The sequence below is a fragment of the Xanthomonas sacchari genome (assembly GCF_040529065.1).
Lineage (GTDB): Bacteria > Pseudomonadota > Gammaproteobacteria > Xanthomonadales > Xanthomonadaceae > Xanthomonas_A > Xanthomonas_A sacchari.
Genome location: NZ_CP132343.1, coordinates 1,955,907 through 1,976,958, shown reverse-complemented (window position 1 = coordinate 1,976,958; position 21,052 = coordinate 1,955,907). Strand labels below are relative to the sequence as shown.

Genomic DNA, 21,052 nt, shown 5'->3' with positions numbered 1-21,052 from the left:
ACGCGGTCGGCGCCCTCGCGCAAGGGCGGCAAGCCTACCACGTGCGCTCAATGGACGCAGCTTGCGTCGTGCACGTGGCCGTGGTTCAGGCGCAGGTTGAGCAGGTGGGCCAGGCCCACCAGGGTGCCGCCGAAGGTCATGATCGCCGCGTGCGGCGCCACGGCATGATGCAGCGCCGGCACCAGCAGGCCGGCCCACAGTGCCAGCAAGCCGAGGATGAGCAATCCCAGCGCCTGCCACACGCGATGCCGGCGATAGCCAAGCACCAGGCTGAACAGGCCCAGGCAGGTCACGAACAGCACCAGGGTGCGCTCCACGCCCTCGCCCAACCACATCGCCAGGCCCAGCGAGGGCAACACCGCCAAGGCCAACGGCAGCACCGCGCAATGCACCGCGCACAGCAGCGAACCGGTGGCGCCAAGGCGGTCGAGCGCGGCGCGCAGATCGAACGGTGAGGACATGACGGTCGCCACGGGTTGAAAGTGTTACGGAATAATATAACATTCGGCCGCCGGCGACCAGCGCGTCCCGTGCCTCTTCCTCGACCGTCCGCCGCCATTGCGCGGCGCCGGTGGTGCGCGCGTCGCCCCGAATGTCCCTCCTGATGGAATGCCCATGCCCGCTCCCCGTCCTGCCCTGCTCCGCCGTTCCGCCCTGTCCCTGGCCCTGCTTGGCCTGCTGAGTCCGTCGCTGGCCCTGGCTGCCGACCCTACCGCCACGACGACCGCGGCCGATGCCACGCCGCCGGCCAGCGACAGCCGCCACGGCGCCGGCCACACGCAGGACCGGCACGTGAAGGACATGGACCAGGTGGTGGTGACCGCCAGCCCGCTGCGCGATGCCGCCGGCGCGCTGAGCCAGCCGGTGGACGTGCTGGCCGGCGAGCGCCTTGACGAGAGCCGCGGCGCCAGCATCGGCGAGACCGTGGCCAGTCTGCCGGGCGTGCAGAGCTCCAATTTCGGCCCCGGCGTGGGCCGGCCGATCATCCGCGGCCTCGACGGCCCGCGCGTGGCGGTGCTCAACGACGGCCTGTCCTCGCAGGACGTGTCCACCGTCAGCCAGGACCATTCGCCGGCGGTGGAGTCGTTCCTGGCCGACCAGATCGAAGTACTGAAAGGTCCGTCCACCCTGCTGTACGGCTCCGGCGCCATCGGCGGCGTGGTCAACGTGGTCGACGGGCGCATCGCCGAGACCCCGGTCGACGGCGTGCACGGCCGTGCCGAGGCGCGCTGGGAAGGCGGCGACAAGAGCGGCAACACCGACATGTTCCGCGTCGATGCCGGCAACGGCAGCGGCCTGTCGATCCACGCCGACGGCGTGTACCGCAACCTGAAGGACTACGACACGCCGGAAGGCCCGCAGCTCAACTCGTTCGTCAAGTCCAAGGTCGGCTCGATCGGCAGCTCGCTGGCCGGCGACTGGGGCTTCGTCGGCGTGTCGGTCTCGCGCTTCCGCGACAACTACGGCAACCCAGGCGAACCCGGCGACCCGGCTGCCGGCGAGCGCGGCGTGTCGCTGCAGCTGCACCAGGACCGTTTCGAGCTCAAGGGCGCGCTGAACGACCCGTGGGGCGACGGCAGCGCGCTGCGCTACAGCTTCGGCCACACCGCCTACACCCACACCGAATTCGAGGGCGCGGAGGTCGGCACCAAGTTCGACAAGCGCGCCAACGAAGGCCGCGTGGAGGCCTCCTTCGGCCTGGGCGGCGGCTGGCAGACCGCGGTCGGCGTGCAGGGCAGCGACTCGACCTTCCAGGCTATCGGCGAAGAAGCTTTCGTGCCGAAGACCGATACCCGCGCCATCGGCGTGTTCGCGCTGGCGCGCAACAGCTGGGACCGCGTGCAGGCCGAAGTCGGCGCGCGCGTGGACAAGACCAAGTACGAGACCGACACCGGCGTGGACCGCGACTTCACCCCGAAGAGCCTGTCGCTGAGCGGCGGTTTCCGCTTCAACGAGCAGTGGCGCCTGACCGCCAACCTCGACCACGCCGAGCGCGCCCCGGCCGAGGAAGAACTGTTCGCCAACGGCCCGCACATCGCCACCCTCGCCTACGAGATCGGCAACCCCGACCTGAAGACCGAGAAGGCCAACCAGGCCGAGCTGGGGCTGATCTTCAAGAACGACTGGGTGGATGCGAAGGTCTCCGGCTACTACAACCGCTACGACGACTTCATCTACATCGTCGACACCGGCGGCCAGTGGTACCACGAGGAAGACAACGACTTCCTGCCGATCCGCCAGTGGACCCAGGCCGATGCGATCTTCCATGGCTTCGAAGGCGAGGCCACCTTCCACCTGGCCGACAACGACAGCGGTGCCTGGGACCTGCGCGTGTTCGGCGACACCGTGCGCGCGCGGCTGAAGGACGGCGGCAACCTGCCGCGCATCGCGCCGGCGCGCTACGGCGCGCAGCTGCGCTGGGACGCCAGCCACTGGCGCGCCGCGCTGGGCGCCACCCGCTACCAGAAGCAGGACAAGGTGGCGGTCAACGAGACCCCGACCGCCGGCTACACCCTGGTCGATGCGCACCTGGCGTATCACGTCGATGCCGGCAGCACCGCCTGGGAAGTGTTCCTGGACGGCAACAACCTGACCAACCAGGACGCGCGCGTGCACACCTCGTTCCTCAAGGACGAGGTCATGCTGCCCGGCCGCAGCGCCTCGTTCGGCGTGCGCCTGTTCTTCTGATCGGCACGTTTGCCGCAGCGTGAGGAGGCCGCCTTCGGGCGGCTTTTTTTTTGGCTGATCGCCATGAGGCGCAATTGCCCTTCCCGGCCCAGCCAACTCTCTGTCTAGGCCTCGACATTCAATGAGAGCGGGTTCAAAAAATTGAGCTCAGCCAGCAAAAGAAGTGTCGTCTCTTGCCGTGGCCCACCATGTTGGCAAAGACACCCAAGGGTATTCATTGATCGAAACGGTTCCGTTAGAAATGGCAGAACACGCCTCACAATACGGTCAAGCTCTGCAAGCTTCCAAGGATCTTGACTCGGAGGTACAAGCTGATGAAGGTAGTTATTTCGCATCGTGTTTACCTCAAACATCATCGAGAGGAACTCCTTAAATTCCGCGCCTTGCAATTCAGGCTCCGTTTCAGCTGAAACTATTTTCCCGATCAATTCGAGGTGCTGTCGGTGTCCCTGCGCTTGGACCTTATTTTCAGCGATGGGATCAATCGCAACGGCAAGCACAAGATAACGCTCAACCACGACTTCAAAGGCTGCGTTTGCGAGAACTAAAGCCTCCATCGCAAACCCCGATTGGAAAAGCCTCTCAATCCGCGAAGAAACGAATTGAAGATTGACCGCTTTACGGCGCTGTTCATCGGACACAATTGCCAGAGCCACTCCGCCTTCCCAATGCCCTTGAACCTGAAACGAATGATCACTTTGGCGCTTAAATTGCCAAAGTCTTATCGCGCCGTCGTCATGTCGTGCAAAGGTGAGATGAGCTCGTAAAAGTGCATCCTCGGTCACGTGTCCAGGAGCGTTGCCTCCATATTCGAGCGCGAACGCTTGAAGCGCAACATTGGCGGTGTCGGCCACGACGTAAGTCAGGTAATTAGGAGCCATTTGGATGAGCCAATCGATTGATGGCCCTCTGGATTTACTTCTACCTGATCGAATCAAATGCCGCTCCAGCTGATCAGTTACGAAGGATGCAATCCGCTCGTCAATGCGCGCAATTTCACCTCTAAAAATCTTTAATAAATGCATCACAGAAATCTCGACCTCGATCATCGCCACCCTTAGGTATTCCAGCGAAATCGGATGCTGCGGCGGCTCGGCTGCCAAGGCTTCGCAGATCAAGGGAAATACATCACCCCCTTCGGCCGGAAGATTTTGAAGCCGTACCTGCAAAGCCACTGGAGCACTGTCAGGATTGGCTCGATACTCAAACGATCTCTCTAGCCGACCTGCTAGATGCTGCCAACCCCGATCCAGAACTATGCAAAAAATAAGGCTATTGATCTTCGACATACCCTCGCCAATTCCTCTCGAGTTCCTCGACCTGAAAAATTTCAGATTCGATTACGGCGCGAAGTAGCCGAAGCAAACGACTCTGAAGGGCATGAAGAGTAAAGCAACACTCCCAGTCACATCCGCCAAGTCGCTCTTGCTTGCATGACCCCACCGTATCTCAGCACCTATCGGATTTCCTTGGGCAAGTGCGCTCTCATGGCGTGGCTAATGCGGCGCGCTGCGCGAGAACACGTTGATCACCACCACGCCGGCGACGATCAGTGCCATGCCGACGATCGCCGGCGGATCCAGCGCCTGGCCGAACCGCCACCACGCCAGCAGCGAGATCAACACGATGCCGATGCCCGACCAGAGCGCATAGGCCACCCCCACCGGCACGCTGCGCAGGGTCAGCGACAGCAGATAGAAGGCGATGCCATAGCCGCACAGTGCCAGCAGCGTCGGCCACAGCCGGGTGAAGCCTTCGCTGGCCTTCAGCGCCGAGGTCGCGACCACCTCGGCGAGGATGGCCACCAGCAGGAACAGCCAGTTTTTCATTGCAACACGCTCTTGCATACACGCGCGCCACGATAGCAAGTGGCGCGTGGTGACGATGGCGACGGCGTTCTCCCGATTGCCCACGTGCAACCGTGCATGCACAGGCAACGCCACGCTGCGCAGCGCACGCCATGCATGGCAGTGCGATGGCGGCCTGCGTGGGCAACCTGTCACGCAAACTTCGCCCTTACCGCGCTGCACAACAGCCCAAGCGCTGGACGGCGTTACAAAGGGCGCCGCGCGTCGCCCCCTGCTTCGCGCCGTACCGGCCGATACGACGCGGCCGCGCGCTGCACGCGCGTGCCGCATCCCGGCCGATCGTTCCGAATGAAGAAAGGAGAGATTCTTCATGCATCTTGCGCCGCTTCGTCATCTGCTGCCCCTGTCCATCGCCGCCGCCCTGCTCGCGTCCCCCGCGCTGGCGCAGACCGCCGACGCACCCGCTGCGCCGGCCACGCAACCCGACGCCACCACCCTGGATACCGTGGTCGTCAGCGGCACTGCGCGCTTCAGCGGCTTGCGCAAGCGCGATGCGAGCTTCTCGATCACCACCGCCACACCCGAACAGATCCAGCAGGCGGTGCCGCAGAGCAGCGCCGACCTGCTGAAGATCGTGCCGGGCGTGTGGGCCGAGCCCAGCGGCGGCGGCACCGGCGCCAACATCTTCGTGCGCGGCATGCCGTCGGAAGGCGATGCGCCGTTCGTCACCTTCCAGCTCGATGGCGCGCCGCTGTTCCCGCCGCCGACCCTGTCGTTCCTGGAAAACTCCACGCTGTTCCGCACCGACGACACCATCGAACGCATGGAAGTGCTGCGCGGCGGTTCCAGCCCGATCTTCTCCAACGGCCAGGCCGGCATCACCGTCAACTTCATCCAGAAGAAGGGCCAGGACGAGCCGGAGGGCAGCGTGCGCCTCACCGGCGGCAGCGACGCCCTGCGCCGCATCGATCTGTTCAACAGCGGGCCGATGGGCAACGGCTGGTACTACAGCATCGGCGGCTTCTTCCGCGAGACCGACGGCGTGCGCGACCCGCAGTTCCCCGCCGACAAGGGCGGCCAGTTCAGCGCCACCCTGAGCAAGCGCTGGGACAGCGGCGAACTGTCGTTCTATGCGCGCCATACCGACGACAACAACGCCTTCTACACCGCGATCCCGCTGCTGTCGCGCAACAACGGCAGCGACCTGTCCAGCTTTCCCGGCCTCGACGCGCAGCACGGCACGCTGCTGAGCAACGACTTCCGCACCGTCACCCTGCCGGTCGGCCCCAACGGCCAGACCATCCGGCGCGACCTCGGCGACGGCCGCGGCGTCAACATCGACGTGTTCGGCGGCGAGCTGAACTGGCAGCTGGGCGACTGGACCCTGGCCGACCGTTTCAACGTGATGGGTGGCACCGCGCCGACCTATGCGTTGTTCACCGGCGACGCGCCGCAGCGGCTGGGCGACTTCATCGCCGGCTACGGCAGCACCGGCAGCGCACGCTATACCAATGGCGGCGGCGCGGTCGATCCGGACCAGCAGGTGCTGGAAGCCGGCTGGTGGTCGGTGGACAAGCGCCTGAACTCCTTCACCAACGACCTGCGCCTGAGCCGCACGCTGTTCGCCGGCAACACGCTCACCGTGGGCAGCTACTACGCCAGGTACACCTCCAACGACACCTGGTACCTCGGCAACACCATGCTGCTGACCGCGCGGAACCATGCGCGGCGCATCGACGTGACGCTGGACGACGGCCGCCAGCCGACGCGCGATGGCTTCACCAGCACCGCCTTCCTGGCGCTGCGCGCGCATTACGAAGGCGAGAACGCTGCGGTGTTCGTCGCCGACGAATGGGAACTGGACGAGCGCCTGCGCCTGGACCTGGGCGTGCGCTACGAGCGCCAACGCGTCACCGGCACCGTGCACGACACCGCCACCGTGGACCTGGACGGCAATCCGTCCACGCTCTACGACAACGCCACCTCGATCTCGCTGCCGAGCGCGCGGCGCATCGACCAGGACGACAACGCGCTGTCGTGGACGGCCGGACTGAACGTCAAGCTCGACGCGCACAACAGCGTGTTCGCGCGGGTAAATTCCGGGGTCAAGTTTCCCGGCTTCGACAACCTGCGCGACGGCCAGACCAAGGTGCAGGACATCCGGCAATACGAACTGGGGTTGAAGTCGGGTGCGGCCAACTACGATCTGTACCTCACGGCGTTCTACAACACCTTCAAGAATTCGCCGTTCCAGGCCTTCCTGGCCAACGGCAGCAACTTCACCACGGTCGGCGATTCGCGCGCCTACGGCCTGGAGGTGGAAGGCGCGATCCGCCCGTTCGGCGGCTTCGAACTGGCCGGGACGGGGGTGTGGCTGGACGCGAAGTACCGCAATTACCGCGAATACACCGGCAACCAGGTCATGCGCCAGCCCAAGCGCCAGTTCCGGCTGACGCCGAGCTACTACTGGATGTTGCCGTTCGGCGACCTGCGCGTGTTCGCGACCTATTCCTACATCGGCGAACGCTACGCCGACCTGGCCAACAGCCAGCGCCTGCCGTCCTACGACATGCTCGACGTCGGTGCCAGCCTGCACAGCGGCGAGCACTGGGAGTTCACCGTCAGCGGCAGCAACGTGACCGACACCCTGGGCCTGACCGAAGGCAATGTGCGCGTACCCGGCGCGGCCACCGGCGGCGTGTTCATGGGCCGCCCGATCGCCGGCCGCCAGTATCAGGTGTCGGTGGCGTATCGCTGGTAGCGCCTGCCGCACCGCAGGCGCACGCGACGCCATCGCTGCACCGGCATCGCGTGGCGCCGGCCACGACAGGCGCAATCGGGCGCCTGTCGCGGCGGCAATCGCATCGGCAGGAGCGCATGCACGCGCATCCCGATCCGGCACGCCCACCCGTCCGCATCACTGCCCCGACACCCTCCCTTCGCGTTCTCTTCGCAGTCCCTTCGCGGTCCCGCCGCGATGCTCGCGCTCGGGTGCCGATGCGTGCCCGCACGTCGGCGTCGCGATGGCGGCGCCGCTACCCAGGTCGATTCGCTCCATGCTGCGCCACGGCGCGCGCGGTGGCGGTCCCCCAGGCAGGAGAGACCGATGCAGCATGACCCTCACCATTCCGAGGCCGCGTCCGGCGCTGCCGACAGCGCGCGCGACACCCCATTGAGCGCGGACGAGGCCGCGCTGGCGCGCCGGCTCGGCATCAACGGCCTCTCGCGCCGCGAATTCCTCGCCCTGCTCTCGGCCGCCGGCCTCAGCAGCGCCGGTGGGCAGATCCTCTTCAGCGAGGCCGCGTTCGCCGCCCCCGTCGCCAAGGCCGCGCCGCCACAGAACGCGTTGCCGGTGGTCCTCGAGGTCAATGGCCAGCGCCACGCGCTGCAGCTGGATCCGCGGACCACCTTGCTGGATGCGCTGCGCGAACACCTGGCGCTGACCGGCACCAAGAAGGGCTGCGACCACGGCCAGTGCGGTGCCTGCACGGTGATCGTCGATGGCGAGCGCCGGCTGTCCTGCCTGACTCTGGCGGCGCAGGCCGAAGACACGCAGATCACCACCATCGAGGGCCTGGCCGACGGCGAGCGACTGCATCCGATGCAGGCCGCGTTCGTGCAGCACGACGGGTTCCAGTGCGGCTACTGCACGCCTGGGCAGATCTGCTCGGCGGTGGCGTTATTGAACGAGATCAAGCGCGGCGATGCCAGCCACGTCAGCACCGACGTCAGCCGGCCGGTCACCGAACTCAGCGACGCCGAGGTGCGTGAGCGCATGAGCGGCAACATCTGCCGCTGCGGCGCCTACCCGAAGATCGTCGCCGCCATCCAGGACGTGCACAGCGGCGGTGCGCCGCGGCCGCTGAGCTGGCGCTATGTCGACCAGTCCGAACTGACCGCCCTGAAGATGGCGAAGGAGGTGGCCGATGACGCCGTTTAAGTACCAGCGCGCGACCTCGGCGGAGGACGCGGTGCGCCGCGTCGCCGCCAACCCGAACGCACGCTTCCTCGGCGGTGGTACCAACCTGCTCGACCTGATGAAGGAAGGGGTGACCGGTGCCGACGAGATCGTCGACCTGACCCGGCTCAAGGGCCTGGCCGAGATCGCCGAGACCGCCGACGGCGGCCTGCGCCTGGGCGCGCTCGCCAATAACACGCAGACCGCCAACCATCCGCTGGTGCGCCAGCGCTATCCGCTGCTGAGCCAGGCGATCCTGGCCGGGGCCACGATGCAGCTGCGCAACATGGCCAGCAACGGCGGCAACCTGCTGCAGCGCACGCGCTGCGGCTATTTCTACGACACCGCCCTGCCCTGCAACAAGCGCGAACCAGGCAGCGGTTGCGGCGCCCGCGAGGGGCTCAACCGCACCCACGCGATCTTCGGTCACAGCCCGCACTGCGTGGCCGTGCACCCGTCGGACATGTGCGTGGCGCTGGCCGCACTGGACGCGACGGTGCAGGTGCGTACGCCGACCGGCACCCAGCGCGAGATCCCGTTCGCCGAATTCCACCTGCTGCCCGAGACACGCGCCGATGTCGACAACCAGCTCGCGCACGGCGAATTGATCGAGTCGATCACCCTGCCGGCGCCGGGGTTCGCCGCGCACAGCCATTACCTGAAGGTGCGCGACCGGGCCAGCTACGCGTTCGCCCTGATTTCGGTAGCCGCGGCGCTGGCGCTGGAACCGGACGGGCGCATCCGCGAAGCGCGCATCGCCATGGGCGGGGTGGCGCACAAACCCTGGCGCGCGCGCGCCGCCGAACGCGCGCTGGCGGGCCATCACGTCGGCGAGGCCGCCTTCGCCGCCGCCGCGCAGGCGGAGATGGCCGCGGCGCAGCCGCTGGCGCACAACGCCTACAAGATCCCGATGGGCACGCACGCGATGATCCGCGCCCTGCACCGTGCCAGCGGCAGCGATGCCGCGTGAGCGGCCAACCGGAGAACCGGCAATGAACTACATCGGCAAGGAAATGCGCCGCGTCGACGGCTTCGCCAAGGTCACCGGCAAAGCGCGCTATGCGGCGGAGTTCCAGATCCCGCATCTGGTCCACGGCTACATCCTCACCAGCACCATCGCCAAGGGCCGCATCGTACGCATCGACACCCGCGCCGCCGAGACCGCGCCGGGCGTGATCAAGGTGCTGACGCACCTCAACGCGATCAAGCCGGTCTCCGACGCGGTCAAGAAGAAGGGCGAAGACCTGTCGTTCCGCGCCCTGGTCGACGACCGCATCCACTTCAATGCGCAACCGATCGCGGTGGTGGTGGCCGCCACCTTCGAGCAGGCGCGGCATGCGTCGCGGCTGATCCAGGTGGAGTACGCCACCGAGGCCGCGCAGACCGATTTCGACGCGCTGCTCGGCCAGGCGCACGATCCGACCCCGGAAGAGTCGCCGAAGCCGCGCGGCAACCCGGCTGCCGCGTTCGCCGCCGCGCCGGTGAAGCTGGAAGCCGCGTACACGATGCCGGTGGAGCACCACAACCCGATGGAACCGCACGGCGGCATCGGCTACTGGATCGGCGACACCCTGACCGTGGTCAACAAGAGCCAGAACGTCTACCAGGACCGCGAACAGTTGGCCGGCTACTTCGGCATTCCGATGGACAAGGTCAACGTGGTCTCGCTGTTCGTCGGCGGCGCGTTCGGCTCGTGCCTGCGTCCCAACTACTACACCTTCCTGCTCGGTGCGGTGTCCAAGGCGGTCGGCCTGCCGGTGAAGATCGTCTACACCCGGCGGCAGATGTTCAGCGGCCATGGCTACCGCCCCTACTACCGCGTGGAACTGGGGCTGGGCGCCGACGCCGCCGGCGCGCTGCAGGCGATACGCTACCGGCACGTGCTCAACACCTCGCGCATCGAGGCGTTCAACGAGGCCTTCTTCCGCAATGCGCGCTCGCTGTACGCCTGCCCCAACGTGGAGGATCGCTTCGAGGTGGTGGAGACCGACCTGCCGACGCCGCAGGCGATGCGCGCGCCCGGCACCATCAGCCAGATGTTCGGCATCGAGTGCGCGATGGACGAACTGGCCTATGCGCTGAAGATGGACCCGTTGCAACTGCGCCTGGCCAACTACGCCGAGACCGATCCGGAAACCGGCAAGCCGTTTTCGAGCAAGGCGCTGCGCGAGTGCTACGCGCTCGCCGCCGAGACCTTCGGCTGGAGCAAGCGCACGCCCGAGCCGCGTTCCATGCGCGACGGCCGCCTGCTGGTCGGCTGGGGCATGGCCACCGGCACCTGGGCGTCGATGCAGATGCCGGCGCTGGCGCGGGTGGTGCTGAAGGCCGACGGCAGCGCCCGGGTCGGCAGTGCCACCTCCGACATCGGCCCCGGCACCTACACGGTGATGACCCTGATCGCCGCCGAGTATCTGGGCATCGACGCCAAGCGCGTGCAGTTCGAACTGGGCGACACGCGCCTGCCGAAGGCGCCGGCGCAGGGCGGCTCGTGGACCACCGCCAGCGTCGGCAGCGCGATTCACGGCGCGGCGCGCGAGATCCGCGGCAAGCTACTGGAACTGGCCAGACAGGATGGGCAGGCCGCATTCAGCGGGCTGGACATGGATGCGGTGGAACTGGTTGATGGCCAGCTGCGCCCGACCGGTAAGCCCGAGGCCGGCCTGGAGGTCGCCAAGTTGATGCGCCAGCACGGCCTGCAGGAACTGGAGGTGGTGCACGAATCCAAGCCCTCGGCCGAGCGCAAGCAGTACGCCACCGCCGCGCACGGCGCGCAGTTCATCGAGGTCAAGGTCGATCCCGACACGGGCATGGTGCAGGTGACGCGGGTCATCGAAGCCACCGCCTGCGGCAAGATCATGAATCCGCTGACCTCACACAGCCAGGAAATCGGCGGCGTGGTGATGGGCATCGGCATGGCGCTCAGCGAAGGCACCGAGATCGACCACCGCTACAGGCGCATGCTCAACGCCTCGCTGGCCGACTATCACGTGCCGGTCAACGCCGACGTGCACGAGATCCAGACCATGTTCGTCGAAGAGGACGACACCATCGTCAACCCGCTCGGGGTCAAGGGCATGGGCGAGCTGGGCATGGTCGGCATCCCCGCGGCCATCGCCAATGCCGTGTTCCACGCCACCGGCAAGCGCATCCGCGACCTGCCGATCACCCCGGACAAGTTGATCGGCTGAGTGCGATCGCCGCGTTTGCGCGCAGTTTGCTCTCGTAGGAGCGGCTTCAGCCGCGACAGGCATTCCCGATAACGCCTGTCGCGGCTGAAGCCGCTCCTACAAGGCGAGCGTCGGTCGCCGCAACACCGCGCCCGACGCAACCGCTACGGATCCAGCCACCCCTTCGCCACCGCCGCCTGCACGTCCTCCGGCGTGTCCAGGTCCAGCGCCAACGCCGGCGCGACGATGCAACCCAGGCTGTCCGGCGCCAGCGTCGCGAACAGCGCGCGCAAGCCCTGGTCGCCGCCCAATGGCAGCGTGCGCCAGCGCTGTTGCGCCACCACCGCTGGCATGCCGCGCACGCCGGCGTAGGCACTGACCGCACAACCGGAGGTCGCCCGCGCGGCCGCCGCCAACAGGTCCTGCAGATGCACTGATGTCAGGGCCGGCTGGTCGCAGCCGAGCACCAGGCTGCGGGCGATCGACGCATCGTCGCGTACCGCCGCGCGCAGGCAGTCGAGACTGCCGCCCATGCCGGTGTCCCATTGCGGATTGCGCACGCACTCCACCGAAAGCCCCTCCAGCAGCGGCTGCAGCGCTTCGGCCTGCGCGCCCAGCACCACCACGCAGCGCGCCGGTGCCGTGGACAGCGCCAGACGCACGACCCGACGCAGCAGCGGCTCGCCATCGCTGGTCAGCGTCTGCTTGGCGCGGCCCAGGCGGCGGCTGGCGCCGGCGGCCAGGATCAACGCCGCGTGCGCCTGCGCCATCAGCTGCTGCCTTCGGCCAGCAATGGCCGCACCATCGCCACCGCATCGCGCGGCGATCGCCGCAGCGACCTGTCGCCTGCCTGCGCGACCGCACCTAACCGTGGCGGCGCCGCCCGGCTGGCCTGCAATTGCGCGGCGATGCTCAACGCGATCGCCTCCGCACCATTCCCTCCCAGGCGCAGCCCGATCGGCGAATGCAGGCGCGGCAAGAGCTGCGCGCGTTGCGTCGGGCCCAACAGGCGGAACAGGTCCTCGCGCCGCCGTACCGGTCCCAGCAGGCCGAGGAACGGGATGGCGCTGCCGGCCAGCGCATCCAGCGCTTCGCGATCCAGTTCGAAATGGTGGTGCATCACCAGCGCCGCGTCGCTGTCGGCGCAGTCGGCCAGCCCGCGCGTCGGCGTGCAGGCGAGCGCGCGGTCGGCCAGCGCCGCCAATGCGACCCAGCGCGGCCGCTGCTCGACCAGGGTGGTCATCCAGCCCAACTGCCGCAGCAAGGGCAGCAGCACGGTGGTTTCCGGACCGGCGCCGAAGACGCTGACCCGCGGCGGCGGCGGCACGTGCACCTCGCCAAAGCGCGGCGACGTCGCGGACACCATGCGCCACGGCAGGCGCCACCGCAACGTCTGCCCGGCCACACTGGCGACAAAATCGCCATCGGCCTCCAGCGCCAGGGTCAAGCCACCGCGTCCCTGCAGCCAGGCCTGAGCCAATGCGTCGAAACCGGGCAAGGCGTGCAGCGGCAACAAGGCCAGGTACAAGCGCCCTCGGCAGCCCGCTGCCGAGCCGGACAGCAGGTCTTCGTCCTCGCGCGTATCGATCTCCATCCACGCCGGCGTCGCGGCGTCGGCGGCCTCCGCGGCGCAGCGCGCGATCTCCGGCTCCAGGCAACCGCCGCTCAGCCAGCCCTGCTGCGCACCATCGGCGCCGAACAAGGCTATCGCGCCGGCATGCGCGTAGGTGGAGCCTTCGCGGGCCATCGCCACGGCCAACACCGCGGGCGCACCGCGGCGGCAGGCGTCGAGCGCATCTTGCAGACAGTGACGGGCAGCGGACATACGGCGGCCAGGCTAAGGGGAATCCGGAGCCTAAGCGGCTGCCTGTGGTCGCGAGGTGACCCCGACGATTGTTCGCGGCGCCGGCAGCGCAAGGAAATCGGGGATGCCCAACACAATGCCTGCAACCGACGCTGTTTGGCGGACGCAGGTGCGGCCGGCATGCGCCGTCCGCAGGCGACACGTCCGCGACGACGAGCCGCTACGCCAGATGAAAGCGCTCGAAGCGCTGCAAGGCCGCGTCGATCGTCGCCTGCAGCGCCGCGCGACGCGGCACCAGCCAGGTCCATTGCTGGATCAGCAGGCGGCCGGCGCGACGGTCCATCTTCAGGTCGAGCGCGGCGACGATGCGGTCGCCGACCAGCACCGGCAACGCGAAGTAGCCCAGCACCCGCTGCGGCGCCGGCACATAGGCTTCGAAGCGGTGGGTGTAGCTGAAGAACTGCTGCAGCCGCTTGCGCTGGATCACCAGCGGATCGAACGGCGACAGCAGCAGCGCCCGCGTCGGATCCGGCGGTGGCGGCACACTGTCCAGCAGCTCCGGCTCGGCCCACAGGGCCACGCCTTCCTGCCCCTGCAGATGCACCGGGATCAGGCGCTTGCGCGCCACTTCCGCGGCGATCAACGCCCGCACCGCCGGCTTGGCGGCGGTCTCGCCATAGCAGATCGACTCCACGCCGACGATGCCCTGCGCACGCAGCGCACGCTGCAGCAGGTAGCGCGCGTACTGCGCGTCGCTGACCGGGCGCGGCCGCTGCCGCCAGCCGAAATGCCGCGCCGCCAGCTCGTAGGTCTTGAGCATGCCGCTGCGCTGGCTGATCACCAGGTCGCCACTGAAGAAACCGTACTGCAACGCAGCCCGCGACGGCTTGCGGCTGCCCCACGGGTGGGTCTTCTCGACCAGCACGTCGTCGTCGATGTCGCGGATCGACAACGGCCCCTCGCTGCGGATGCGGCGCAACAGCCGCGCATAGTCCTGCGCATCCACCGCGCCCCTGGCGTCGGCCTGCGCCCGTCGGCGCGCCATCTGCGCCACGTACATGCGGTAGTCGGCGACCGGCACGTAGGCCAAGGCATGGGTCCAGTACTCGAACAGCGACTTGTCCTGCGACTGCGCCTGTTCCAGATCCCGTTCGCGGTACTCGGGAATGCGCGTATACAGCACGTGGTGGTGGCTGCGCGCGATCACGTGGATGGTGTCGATCTGCACATAGCCCAGGTGCGCGGTGGCCTGCCGCACGGCCTCGGCACCGCTGCCGAACGGCGCCGGCGTGGTCAAGCGCTGCGCATGCAGCCACAGCGCACGCGCCCGGTCGGGCGCGATCGGGACGGAAGCGACGGGAGTGCGCATCGGAACGACCTTCCTGGCAATGCGGTAGCGCCGGTCAGGATAGCAACCCTGGGCGCGCAACGCGGCTTGCAGGCACCCGCTGTGCCGGGGACTCTGCTACCCCATCGCTCCGATCGCCAGCGCGACAACGCCGCGCCGGAACGCGCGCAGCACGCTGCCGCTGCGCGTCATGGCGGACAGGACGTGCCCGCATTGCGGTGATAGCAGGCATTGCCGACAGCGACCCATCCCGCGCCAAGCTGGGTCGCATCCTGCGCGCTCATGTTGCAGGTGTATTGGGTCAGCGTGCCCGCCGCACTGCAGAAGGTGCCACCCGGCCAGGTCCTGACGCTGGGGTCGTACCAGATCGTGGTGCTGATGGTCTTGCCCTGGGTGATATGGCCCATGTACACCGACGTCAGCGTCCAGTGGCTCGGATCGCGATCCAGGCTGATGGGATTGCCCTGCTTGTCGCGCACCGGCTTGGTGTGGCCCTTGCCGATGACCTGCAGCAGCCTGGGCAGGAAATCGACGTCGTTGGACATCGCCGTGCCGGCGAGATTCCACTGCCCGCCCATGTTGCGGATGTCGTCGTCCAGGCAGAAGTCCAGACTCTGCGTGTCTTCGTACCCATGCGGGCACCAAGGCGTGGACGGATCCTGCGCGGGAGTCGCGCCGGTATGACCCAGGTCGATCTGGTAGAACAAGGTCTGCCCCTGCGTATTGCCGAGGATGAAACTGAAGGCATAGCCGGTGCCGCTGGGCGCCGTCCCGCCGCAGCGGACATCGTCTTCGTAGGTCCTGCTCAACCCGACGCGCACGCGAATGGCGCCAAGACTGGACAGCGGCGCGCTGGGCGTGAAACCAAGCAGTGCGTTACTGCCCCAGAACCTCGAATCGGCGGTCACCAGGAACAGATCCTTCTCGCCGTCGTATGGATTTGGATTGCCCGGATCCGAACCGGCGCACTTGTTGTCGGCCTGCGCCAATTCGTAGGCGTTGGCGTGACCAGCGTAGACCGGGTAGTACTTCACCCGCGCACGCACGCTCTCGGCCTGCCAGCCCTGCGCCGAACCGCCGATCACAGGCTGCAAGGTATCCGAACTGTCCGGATTGGCGCCCCATTGCGCCAGGGCATACGCGGTGGGCTGCTGCGGCCCGGACGTCCCGAGGATCTTGCCGTTGTCGTTGTTGAAGATCAGCGACGCGGGCAGCGGCTGCATGAGTTCGGTGGGGGGATCGGCCATTGCCTGCGCGATCGGCAGCAGCGTCGATGACAACATCCAGCACAGCACGCGCACGTTCTTGTCCATGTGCATCCTCCATTGCGCCTGATCCTGCGGCAGGAAGCCGGCACACCGCCGGCACCGCGCGGGACCGCGCCCGCGCCGCGTCATTATGGTCCTGCATCCGGCATCAAACGGCGCCGAGCGTAGACAGCACCGCTGTGGGCATCTCACATCCTGCAGCCTGCAGGCGCCGGCACGGTGGCACTACCCGCCGGTGGCTGCCATCAGCTGGACACGACCACCCGCCACTGCCGCGCATCCACCTGCTCCCAGGTGATTTCCACCGGCAGGAACTTCTCGATCAGGCGGGCATTGCTGGACAGGTGCGCGCTGACCGTGTCGGTGGTGAAGGCGCCGCCACCGGCCAATGCCATCGGCAGCAGCAACTGGTCGGCGAGGTGTTCACCGACGCAGGCGCCGCTGTCCAGGTAGTGGCGCACCTGCGCCGCCAGGCGTTCGCCGACCTGCTCGGCGGACACCCCGCGCTCGCCGTGGCCGGCGAAGACCTCCACGTGCGCCGCATGCCGCACCCGCACCAGCGCGGTGTTGCCCGGTCCCTGCGCCGGGCGCACGCTGTGCACGTGGCGCGGATTGGCGTCCACGCCAAGTCGCTCGGCCAGCACCGCCAGCTCGCGCCGGCCGATCTTGCCGGACAGGCCCGAGACCAGCACCTGCGCCTGGATCGCCTGCAGTTCGCCTCGCGCACCGAAGCAGACCTGCTGCAACTGCGCACAGGGCGCGATGCTGGCCCGCAGCGCGCCGCCGCCGGCCGGATAGAAGCCATGCCGGTCCAGCGTCAACGTCGCAGCCACGCCCAGGCGCTGCAGCGCCGGCAGCCAGGTCTCGACCAGGAAATCGGCGCAGGGCGCCAGCGGGTTATGGGTGCCACCCTCCAGGGTCAGGCGCGACGGCGCAGCGGCGCGCCACAGCGCCGGCAGCACCGTCTGCAGCACCAGCGTGGTCGAGCCGGCACTGCCGGTGGCGAACTGATAGTCGCCGGGCACCACCGCTCCTGGCTCGAAGCGCAGCGTGGTCGCGCCGATCTGCGCCCCGTGCGTGCGCGCCTGGCCGATCGTGGCGGCCGCCACGACCGCGGTCAGGTGCTGGCGCATCAGGCCCGGACGCGGACGCGCGCCACGGATGTTGCTGAAGGTGAAGCCGGTCCCGGTGCACAGGCTCAGCGTCAGCGCGGTGCGCAGCAGTTGCCCGCCGCCCGCCGCACCATCGAGTTCGATCATGTCCATTGCAAAGCAATCCATCGTTGAAAAACGCCCGTGCGGGCCAACCCGCGCGGACGGTCGGCGCCGACCGACCGCAGTGCGTGCCGGCCGGCACCTGTGACTAGCCCTTGACGCACACCACCTGCCGCAGCGTGTGCACGATCTCCACCAGGTCGCGCTGCGCGGCCATCACCGCCTCGATCGGCTTGTAGGCCGCCGGCGACTCGTCCACCACGTCCTGGTCCTTGCGACACTCCACATGCGCGGTGGCCTTGACGTGCTCGTCGACACTGATGCGGCGACGCGCCTCGGTGCGGCTCATCACCCGGCCGGCGCCATGGCTGCAGCTGTGGAAGCTGTCGGCATTGCCCAGCCCGCGCACGATGAAGCTCTTGGCGCCCATGCTGCCCGGAATGATACCCAGCTCGCCCTTGCGCGCGCTCACCGCGCCCTTACGGGTCACGAACACGTCCTTTCCGAAGTGGTGCTCGCGGCTGACGTAGTTGTGGTGGCAGTTCACCGCCTCGGCCTGCGCCTCGAACGGCTTGGCGATCACCGTGCGGACCGCCTCGACCACGCTGCGCATCATGATCTCGCGGTTGATCCGCGCATAGCGCTGCGCCCAGTCCACCGCGAACACATAGTCGCCGTAGTACTGGCTGCCTTCCGGCAGATAGGCCAGGTCCTGGTCCGGCAGGTTGATCATCCAGCGCCGCATTTCCTCCTTGGCGAGCTGGATGAAGTGGTTGCCGATCGCATTGCCGACGCCGCGCGAACCGGAGTGCAGCATGAACCAGACCCGCTGCGCCTCGTCCAGGCACATCTCCACGAAGTGGTTGCCGGTGCCGAGGGTGCCGAGATGCTGCAGGTTGTTGGTCTTGCGCAGGCGCGGATGACGCTCGCAGATCAGCGCGAAGTCGCTGGCCAGCTGCGCCCAGCCGTCCACCGCCACGCCCGGCGGCGTCTGCCACGCACCCTTGTCGCGCGCGCCGGGCGTGCGCCCGTGCGGCACCGCACGCTCGATCGCGCTGCGGATCGGCGCCAGGTTGTCCGGCAGGTCGCTGGCGACCAGCGAGGTGCGCGCGGCGATCATCCCGCAGCCGATGTCCACACCCACCGCGGCCGGCACGATCGCGCCGATGGTCGGCACCACCGAGCCGACGGTCGCGCCCTTGCCCAGGTGCACGTCCGGCATCACCGCAATCCAGCGATGGATGAAGGGCAGCTTGGCGATGTTCTGCAGCTGCTGGCGTGCCTCGTCCTCCAGCGGCACGCCGCGGGTCCACAGCTTGATCGGCGCCGCTCCCGGCTGCGCGATGACCTCGTACTGCTCGGTGTTCATGGTGTTGCTCCTTGTGTAACGCAGTTCAAAGAAAAAAAAGCGCGGTGACGAGGGAGGGTGGAACCTTCCGCATGGCGTCACTGACGCCGTGCGGCCGGGGCTCGAACCCGACCCATGAAGGGCTACCAGATGGAGTTCCACCTGCATTCACCGCAAAACCAACGCATCGCCTCACGCGGCAAGTCCATACGCGGAACGATCGCTCTACCGCTGAGCTACCGCCATAGAGCGGGCGGGATTCGAACCCGCGACCGATGGAGTTCCGCCTGCATCCGCCAGGCAACGCGTACAACAGGACCGACGACGGCCACGACAAGAGAGATGGAACGTTCCCGCTCTGTCCAACTGAGCTACCACCCCATCGCAGGGTGGGCGGGACTCGAACCCGCGACCTGGAGCTTAAGAGGCTGTAGTTCCATCGGCATTCGTGGACGCCGGCGGCGAAACCGGAAAGCGGCAACTGCCGCCTCCATCAACTGAATTCCTGCGTCTCCTGCAGCCCGGCGGGCCCCATTGCCCGCCGGGTCCAGTGCTTCCATGCAACGCACACAACAAGACCGACGACGTCCGCGACAAGAGAGATGGAACATTCCCGCTTTACCAACTGAGCTACCGACCCCATCCCTGGAGTGGGCGGGATTCGAACCCGCGACCTGGAGCTTCGGAGGCTGTAGTTCCATCGGCATTCGTGGACGCCGGCGGCGAAACATGGAGGCCGCCATCGCCGCCTCCGTCAACGCGAATCTTGGTTCTCCCGCAGCCCGGCGGGCCCCATTGCCCGCCGGGTAACACCTTCCTTCAAGGCCTCACACCACGATCGAGCCGATCCGCTCGACCCAGCGCTTGGTGCCGGCGCCTTCGGCCGCGAACGTGGCCAGCAGGTCGAACACTGCATCGCTGAAGCCGCCGACATGCAGGATGTCGTCGCGTTCGACCGTCTGGCTGGTGGCCACCGGCTGCAGGTCGATGCAGACCATGCGCGCCTGCGGGCACCGCGCCTTCAATTCGGCCCAGGCCTGCATGGTCGCGGTCGCACCGCTACGGGTGTCGCGCCAACTCTCGTTGTCCGACACCAGCACCAGCAGATCGACCGGCGCACGTTGCGCGTTCAACTGCAGCAGCGGCGCGCTGACGCTGGTCCCGCCACCGCACAACGCGGCCAGTTGCTGCGCCTGCGCGATCACGTCCTGGCGCTGCCGCAACCGCAGCGACCGCACCTCGGTGTCGAACGGCAACACCGTGGCGCGCGGATTGACCCGCTGCACGCAGGCCGCAATCAGCGCGGCCACATCCACGCAGCGCACGCTGCTGCTGGCGCCACGACGGAAACCGGTCACCGGCGCCGCCATCGAGCCGGACACATCCACCGCCACCACCACGTTGCCGTCCAGCCGCGGCACCTGCCGCGTCGCGATCTCCATCGCCTCGCGCAGCGCCTGGCCGATCGGCGGCGGCAACTGACTGGCCGCGGTGCTGGCCACCAGCAACTGGTACGGGAACACCCGGGCGCGCTGGATCTGCGCCGGATCGCGCAGGCGTGCCGCCACCTGCGCCACCATCGCCGGATCCTCGAACACCCCATGCCGCGCGAAGGTGTTGAGGTTCATGCGCAGGGTCTGCCACGAGGCGTTGCGGGCCAGCGCCGCCCAATGCGCCGTGGTCAGCGGCAAGGCCGTGTAGTACTGGAACGGCAACGCCGGCAATGGGCCGGACGGTGCGCGCTTGAATGCTTCGTACGCCTGCAGCAATGCCGGCAGCGCCTCCTCGCGGTACGGCTTGCCGACCACCCACGCATACAGCGCCTCGCGCTCGGCGTCGGCCGGCTTCGGGTGGACCATGCGGATCACGTCGGCCAGCGACGGCTGCTGGCCGATCGCCGCCTGCACGATGGTCTGCGCCGAGGCCTGCTGCAGCCACTGCCGCACCAGGCGCTTGGGCCGCGACCCCAGCGACTTGCGCCCGAGTTGCCCGCTGCGCACGATCTGCACGAAGTTGCGCAGCAGGCGGCCGTTGTCGATCACGCGCGGGAAGGCCCGTGCGAACAGGTCCGGATCCCGGGTGGTCAGCGTGGCCAACAACAATGCCGGCATGTCCTTCATGTGCGCGACCTGGCGTGCGTAGATCGCGGTCTGCGCGACGAAGGCCGGATCGACCTGCGCGCACAGCCCGAGCACCCGCTGCAGTTGCACCTCGGCACCCGCATAGAAGGTGCCGTTCAAGCAGCCGGTGGCCGCGTACAGCGCCAGCGCCGCCTGCGGCGAGCGCGCATAGGCGGCGCCACCGGCGTCGTTGCGCACGGTCGCCGGCGGCAGCAGCGCGCCACGCGATGACGAGAACAGAGAGAGGTTGGCCATGTCAGGCTCCTGGCGGGAACGGCCCGCGCTGGTGATGCCCAGATATCGCAATGGCCGTGCCAACTTTTTGGAGA

15 protein-coding genes are annotated in these 21,052 nt (G+C 67.8%); 5 read left to right on the top strand and 10 right to left on the bottom strand.

What is annotated here, in order from left to right; translation table 11 throughout:
- Nucleotides 1–47: 47 nt before the first annotated feature.
- Entirely contained in the window at nucleotides 48–461 is a 414-nt protein-coding gene (locus RAB71_RS08295; protein WP_010343491.1) for a MerC domain-containing protein, read from the bottom strand.
- Between the two features lie 154 nt (nucleotides 462–615).
- Here RAB71_RS08295 and RAB71_RS08290 point away from each other — a divergent pair, with 154 nt between their 5' ends.
- The gene (locus tag RAB71_RS08290; protein ID WP_010343490.1) at nucleotides 616–2,688 is read left to right on the top strand and encodes a TonB-dependent receptor; all 2,073 of its coding nucleotides are present in this window, start codon (nucleotides 616–618) and stop codon (nucleotides 2,686–2,688) included.
- 104 nt (nucleotides 2,689–2,792) lie between these two features.
- Here the strand turns inward: RAB71_RS08290 and RAB71_RS08285 are convergent, their stop codons facing one another.
- On the bottom strand, nucleotides 2,793–3,977 hold the full coding sequence (locus RAB71_RS08285; RefSeq protein ID WP_138985765.1) for a hypothetical protein: 1,185 nt from the start codon (nucleotides 3,975–3,977) through the stop codon (nucleotides 2,793–2,795).
- Nucleotides 3,978–4,184: 207 nt separating this feature from the next.
- Nucleotides 4,185–4,517 carry a multidrug efflux SMR transporter gene (locus RAB71_RS08280; RefSeq protein ID WP_010343489.1) on the bottom strand — a complete coding sequence of 111 codons (333 nt, stop codon included), beginning with the start codon at nucleotides 4,515–4,517 and terminating at the stop codon, nucleotides 4,185–4,187.
- Between the two features lie 349 nt (nucleotides 4,518–4,866).
- Here RAB71_RS08280 and RAB71_RS08275 point away from each other — a divergent pair, with 349 nt between their 5' ends.
- The 4 genes from RAB71_RS08275 (at nucleotide 4,867) to RAB71_RS08260 (ending at nucleotide 11,642) form a co-directional block, all read left to right on the top strand.
- Entirely contained in the window at nucleotides 4,867–7,257 is a 2,391-nt protein-coding gene (locus tag RAB71_RS08275) for a TonB-dependent siderophore receptor (RefSeq protein WP_010343488.1), read from the top strand.
- 345 nt (nucleotides 7,258–7,602) lie between these two features.
- Nucleotides 7,603–8,436: a 2Fe-2S iron-sulfur cluster-binding protein gene (locus tag RAB71_RS08270; protein ID WP_010343487.1), complete on the top strand. Its 834-nt coding sequence runs from the start codon at nucleotides 7,603–7,605 to the stop codon at nucleotides 8,434–8,436.
- On the top strand, nucleotides 8,423–9,424 hold the full coding sequence (locus RAB71_RS08265) for a xanthine dehydrogenase family protein subunit M (RefSeq protein WP_010343486.1): 1,002 nt from the start codon (nucleotides 8,423–8,425) through the stop codon (nucleotides 9,422–9,424). The genes RAB71_RS08270 and RAB71_RS08265 overlap by 14 nt, the downstream gene beginning before the upstream one ends.
- Nucleotides 9,425–9,446: 22 nt before the next feature.
- Nucleotides 9,447–11,642, top strand: a complete 2,196-nt coding sequence (locus RAB71_RS08260) for a xanthine dehydrogenase family protein molybdopterin-binding subunit (protein ID WP_010343485.1) — start codon at nucleotides 9,447–9,449, stop codon at nucleotides 11,640–11,642.
- 143 nt (nucleotides 11,643–11,785) lie between these two features.
- On the opposite strand, the gene RAB71_RS08255 is transcribed toward RAB71_RS08260, so the two are convergent.
- The 7 genes from RAB71_RS08255 to RAB71_RS08225 form a co-directional block, all read right to left on the bottom strand.
- On the bottom strand, nucleotides 11,786–12,391 hold the full coding sequence (locus tag RAB71_RS08255; RefSeq protein WP_010343484.1) for a nucleotidyltransferase family protein: 606 nt from the start codon (nucleotides 12,389–12,391) through the stop codon (nucleotides 11,786–11,788).
- Nucleotides 12,391–13,446 (bottom strand): XdhC family protein, encoded by a 1,056-nt coding sequence (locus RAB71_RS08250; RefSeq protein WP_010343483.1) that lies wholly within the window; start codon nucleotides 13,444–13,446, stop codon nucleotides 12,391–12,393. Before RAB71_RS08250 ends, RAB71_RS08255 begins: the two co-directional genes overlap by 1 nt.
- Nucleotides 13,447–13,645: 199 nt before the next feature.
- Nucleotides 13,646–14,794 (bottom strand): winged helix-turn-helix domain-containing protein, encoded by a 1,149-nt coding sequence (locus RAB71_RS08245; protein ID WP_010343482.1) that lies wholly within the window; start codon nucleotides 14,792–14,794, stop codon nucleotides 13,646–13,648.
- Nucleotides 14,795–14,961: 167 nt separating this feature from the next.
- Nucleotides 14,962–16,086 (bottom strand): hypothetical protein, encoded by a 1,125-nt coding sequence (locus RAB71_RS08240; RefSeq protein ID WP_010343481.1) that lies wholly within the window; start codon nucleotides 16,084–16,086, stop codon nucleotides 14,962–14,964.
- Between the two features lie 200 nt (nucleotides 16,087–16,286).
- Nucleotides 16,287–17,306: an RNA 3'-terminal phosphate cyclase gene (rtcA, locus tag RAB71_RS08235; RefSeq protein WP_010343480.1), complete on the bottom strand. Its 1,020-nt coding sequence runs from the start codon at nucleotides 17,304–17,306 to the stop codon at nucleotides 16,287–16,289.
- Between the two features lie 97 nt (nucleotides 17,307–17,403).
- Nucleotides 17,404–18,624 carry an RtcB family protein gene (locus tag RAB71_RS08230; RefSeq protein WP_010343479.1) on the bottom strand — a complete coding sequence of 407 codons (1,221 nt, stop codon included), beginning with the start codon at nucleotides 18,622–18,624 and terminating at the stop codon, nucleotides 17,404–17,406.
- Nucleotides 18,625–19,430: 806 nt separating this feature from the next.
- Complete coding sequence (locus tag RAB71_RS08225) at nucleotides 19,431–20,978, bottom strand: VWA domain-containing protein (protein ID WP_010343478.1); 1,548 nt, start codon at nucleotides 20,976–20,978, stop codon at nucleotides 19,431–19,433.
- Between the last annotated feature and the right edge of the window lie 74 nt (nucleotides 20,979–21,052).